The sequence below is a fragment of the Amycolatopsis endophytica genome (genome assembly GCF_013410405.1).
GTDB lineage: Bacteria > Actinomycetota > Actinomycetes > Mycobacteriales > Pseudonocardiaceae > Amycolatopsis_E > Amycolatopsis_E endophytica.
In genome coordinates this window covers 1671036-1674126 of the sequence record NZ_JACCFK010000002.1, presented here as the reverse complement: position 1 = coordinate 1674126, position 3091 = coordinate 1671036, and the positions used below count along the sequence as shown (strand labels likewise).

Below are 3091 nucleotides of genomic sequence, written 5' to 3'. Positions count from 1 at the left end.
CCGGAGACCGACGTAGAGGAAGTGTCTGGAGTGGACTTTCAGTGGCGCCCGGCCAACGAGGTCGAGACCGACATGCTGGCCGCGCTGCAGGACAGTGACAGCAGGCGCTACGCCCAGCTGCTGCGCGACGCACCGCTGTTCGTGCCTGCCGCCCCAGAGCCGGGCGAGCCGTGGCCCACGAGCCTGCCGATGCCGGAGGGGAACCACGTCATCGTCTTCACGTCCGAGCAGTCCCTGGACTGGACGCTCGGCGGTGTCGTCGACAGCTGGCGGCAGACCGATATCACCGGCCTGCGCGACATCCATCCCGACCACGCGCAGCTGGTCGTCAACCCCGGCGTCCCGATCGGCGTGTACCTGGTGCTGGGGGAGGTCGAGGACCTGGCCGAGGGCCGTCAGGAGCTGGTTCCGGTCCAGGACGTGCAGGACGCGATGGTCGACGAGGTGCTCGGCGAGGTGCGCCGCCTGGCCCTGGAGGAGCTGGGCGGTGACGCCGAGGCCGCGGCTGCGCTGCAGCCCGCGAACGAGCTGGAGGAGCGTCTGCGGGGCGCGGTGTCCGAACTGGACTTCGACGCTTTCCTGCTCGCCCTGATCGCGTCCGACGTCGTGCTGCCCACCACCGAGTCGGTCGCCGGACCGTCGGCCATCGAAAGCGGTGGGTTCCCGTGGCGCGTGCTCGGTGACGACGAAACGCCGGTGATCCCGGTGTTCAGCTCCGAGCGGATCCTGGACACCGTGGCCCCCGGCGGCGGACCGCGCGCCACCGTGTCCTTTCTGGATGTTCTGCTGAACTGGCCGGACGACGACCACGTCCTGTGCTTCAACCCGGGCACGAGCATGGAACTGACCCTGCCCGGCACCAGCGTGCCGGAACTGGTGTCGGCCATCGCCGAAGCCGCTGCCGCCGGCGGCCCGGCCGAAGGGCAGTCCGGCAAGGGCAACACCCCGCAGGTCTGAGCTGGGCGCCGGGCACGGCTCGAGAGACTTTCCGGTTGCTCGCGCCCGCGGGTGAGGCCGCGGTCGAGCGGCTGCGCGCCGTCGCGCGGGGGTGAGCCGCGGGACCGGGCCGCCCCGCCGTGCTCGCTCTCGCGCTCCTGCGTGCCGACGACGCGCACGCGGTGCCGAGCGCGGCGCTGCCCGATCCGCCGGTCGCGGACCGGGCAGGCTGTTCCCGAGCCGACGTCGTCGAGGTTCCCGAGCCGACGTCGAGGTCAGCGAGAACTTCGAGATCCAGTTCGTTGGTCCCACCGGAGGACGATCCGCGCGGGTTCGTGCCGACCGGCGCGGCCGCCTACGTCTACGCCGACCCGGTGCAGCTGGAAACCCTGACGCGGAAGTCCGGCTTCGAACTCTAACCCGTGCCGCGCACCGCCTCCAGCAGGTCGTCCAGCGAGAGTGTCCGGAGGTCGTCGCGGGTGGGGCGCTGCCCGAGGGAGCGCAGCCGCGTCGACTGGGACTTGCGCATCCGCTCCAGCAGTTTGCGGGCCTCACGGGCGTTGCCGAAGTTCTGGTCGCGCTCCATCTGCCCGAACCACTCCAGCAGCGCCAGATCCAGGTCCTCGCCCAGCAGGTAGTCGTCGCCGCGGGCCATGTGCAGGCTGATCGACACCAGTTCCTCGGGACTGTAGTTCTCGAACACCAGCGTCTTGTTGAACCGGGACGCCAGACCGGGGTTGGCGTCCATGAACTTCTCCATCTCGCCGGTGTAGCCCGCGACGATCACGGCGACCTCGTCGCGGTGGTCCTCCATCAGCTTCACCAGCGTGTCGATGGCCTCCTGACCGAAGTCGGCGCCACTGCCACTGGAGCGGGACAACGTGTACGCCTCGTCGATGAACAACACGCCGCCGCGCGCTTCCTCGAACGCCGACGCCGCCTTCTCCGCCGTGTGGCCGATGTACTGGCCGACCAGGTCCCGCCGCGACACCTCCTTGAACCGGCCGTTCGGCAGGATGCCCAGTGCCTTGAGCAACTGGCCGTAGATGCGCGCGACGGTCGTCTTACCGGTACCGGGCGCCCCCGCGAACACGAGGTGGTTGCTGACCGTGCCGACCGACAGCCCCTCGCTGCGGCGCCACTCGTTGACCTGGATCTCGTCGATCAGCCCGCGCACCTCGGCCTTGACGCCGGCCAGGCCGATCATGCCGTCCAGCTCGCCGAGCAGCTTGTCGACACTTTCCAGGTCCTGGTGGTTGCCGGTGGTGGCGACGGCACCGACGGGGACCTTGCCCTTGGCCGGGTCACCCTCCCGGACCTCGGTGCGGGCGCCGTCGGCGAGGTGGATGCCGGGCACGGCGGTGTTCTCCACCCGGCAGTCCTCGATCAGCCCGCCGCAGCCGCGGCCGACACTGATCCCGGCGCCCTGCGTGTCGTGCACCCAGCAGGTGCCGATGTGTGGCGAACTCTGGTCGGCCACCGCGATCCCGGCGTCACCGGTCTGCGAGATGTCGCAGCGGTCCAGACTGGAGTCACCCGCCTGGTACATGTAGACGCCGCGGAACCCGCATCCGGCGATGGTCGTGTGCTGCACCTTGACCCGTGCGCCCAGCCGGACGATCAGCCCGTCGTCGGCGATCTCGCGGATCTCGCACCGGTCGATCGTGCCGTCGGAGTCCTCGACGATGATGCCGTACTGCGCGCCGGTGACCTGGCTGTTGCGGACCTCGATGCGGTCGGCGCCCGCGATGTCGATGCCCGGGGCGTACCCGGCCGTGGCCGTGCACTCGACGATCTTCACCTGGCCACCACGCACGCGGACCGCGGAGTGTTCCGAGGACGTGAATTTCAGGCCGATCAGCTCGACCCTGGCATCGGTGACGGAAACGACCGGCTGGTCCGGGAACGGCGAGCTGATGGTGACGCTGCCGGACTCGCGCGCGGACAGCGTCACGTGCTGCCGGGTGATCGAGACCGGCTCGGGGTAGTCCCCGGGGGCGATCGAGATGATCGCGCCCTCGTCGGCCGCTTCGAGCGCGTCGCGGATGGTGGGCAGTGCGCCGCGCTGGTCCGGGGCGACGAAGAGGGTGCGTGGCATGGCTTCCGTGGTTCGGCCGACTAGGGTTTGCAGGACAAAAGGTACCCCAGAGAGGCA

The 3091-nt window shown here is 70.1% G+C and carries 3 protein-coding genes; 2 read left to right on the top strand and 1 reads right to left on the bottom strand.

Annotated features, from left to right (window positions below):
- The first annotated feature begins 30 nt into the window (after positions 1 to 30).
- Together HNR02_RS33440 and HNR02_RS33435 are read left to right on the top strand one after the other, a co-directional pair.
- Complete coding sequence (locus tag HNR02_RS33440) at positions 31 to 957, top strand: SseB family protein (RefSeq protein ID WP_179777591.1); 927 nt, start codon at positions 31 to 33, stop codon at positions 955 to 957.
- A gap of 119 nt (positions 958 to 1076) precedes the next feature.
- Positions 1077 to 1355: a hypothetical protein gene (locus HNR02_RS33435; RefSeq protein WP_179777590.1), complete on the top strand. Its 279-nt coding sequence runs from the start codon at positions 1077 to 1079 to the stop codon at positions 1353 to 1355.
- Here HNR02_RS33435 and HNR02_RS33430 read toward each other — a convergent pair.
- Positions 1352 to 3034 (bottom strand): right-handed parallel beta-helix repeat-containing protein, encoded by a 1683-nt coding sequence (locus tag HNR02_RS33430; protein ID WP_179777589.1) that lies wholly within the window; start codon positions 3032 to 3034, stop codon positions 1352 to 1354. The genes HNR02_RS33435 and HNR02_RS33430 overlap by 4 nt on opposite strands.
- Positions 3035 to 3091: the final 57 nt, after the last annotated feature.

Excerpts from the sequence above, each read along its gene's own strand:
- HNR02_RS33430 (WP_179777589.1), bottom strand. The coding sequence starts at position 3,034 with ATGCCACGCACCCTCTTCGTCGCCCCGGACCAGCGCGGCGCACTGCCC.